Source organism: Billgrantia sp. Q4P2 (assembly GCF_052806135.1).
The window spans coordinates 1-1,220 of the sequence record NZ_JBRBAI010000034.1 but is presented as its reverse complement, the minus strand read 5'-3'; the positions used below and the strand labels follow the sequence as shown (position 1 = coordinate 1,220).

General features: G+C 70.6%; 1 protein-coding gene. It reads left to right on the top strand.

The features are described from left to right. A partial coding sequence (locus ACUY1T_RS21980; RefSeq protein WP_446025695.1) for a hemagglutinin repeat-containing protein occupies positions 1-1,220 on the top strand: 1,220 nt, incomplete at both ends.

Here is a 1,220-nt window from a genome sequence, read left to right as displayed (position 1 = left end):
CCCGCTACGGCAGGGTGACCCTCAAGACGGCCGAGCTCGACCACCAGGCCACGCTCAGCGCCGGCCAGGACCTGATCCTCAACGCCGGGCGCGACCTCGGCCTCGCCGCGGTCGACGTCAGCGTCGGCGGCAACGGCCTGATTGCCGCCGGTCGCGACCTGGCCCTGGAAACCCTGGCCACGGGCAGCGCCCTGCGCGGCAACCCCCGCCTCCAGCGCAGCCGACGCCAGGAAGTTGGCACCACGCTTGCGTTTGGCAACGACCTCACCCTGCTGGCGGGCCAGGATATCCACGCCCGCGCCGCCGACGTCAGCGCCGAAGGCGACCTGGGCGTCATCGCCGGGCGCGACATCGCGATCGAAGCGGGGCAGTCCCGTCGCTACGACGAGCAGCGGCGCGGCAGAACCCACACCATCGATAGTCGCCGCCGCGTACAGGGCAGCGACTTCAACGCTGGCGGCGACCTGACCCTGAATGCCGGCGACGACCTGCGCCTGACCGCCAGCCGTCTGCAGGCAGGTAACGAGGCCTCGCTGCTGGCCGGCGGCGACATCGAACTCCTCACCGCCCAGCAGCACGACTACTCGCTTTACGAGAAAAAGAGCAGCGGCGGCCTGCTCGGCGGCAGCCGCACCCAGCGCGACGAAGTCAGCAAGACCCGCGCCATCGGCAGCCAAGTGACCAGCGGTGGCGACCTGCTCATCGCCAGCGGGCTCGACCAGACCTATCGGGCCGCGCGCCTGGAAGCCGACGGCGACATCGAACTGCAAAGCGGCGGCAGCATCCGCTTCGAAACCGCCAGCGACGTGCACAGCGAATCCCACGAGCGCAGCAAGAGCAGCTTCGCCTGGCAATCGTCCTCCGGCGAAGGCTTCACCCGCGAAACGCTGCGCCAGAGCGAACTGGTGGCCCAGGGCGAGCTCATCATCCAGGCCGCCGACGGCCTCCGCATCGACGTGCAGGAGATCGACCGCCGCAGCGTCACCCGCACCATCGACGCCATGGTCGCGGCCAACCCCGACCTCGCCTGGCTGCAGGAGATGGAACAGCGCGGCGACGTCGACTGGCGCCGGGTCAAGGCCTTCCACGACAGCTGGGACTACGAGCAGTCCGGGCTTGGAGCAGGCGCGGCGCTGGTGGTGGCCATCGTTGCCTCGGCCACCGGCCAGTACTACGCCCTGGCGGCCCTGGAAGGGGTCGTTGCCGGCGCGGCTGCCGCG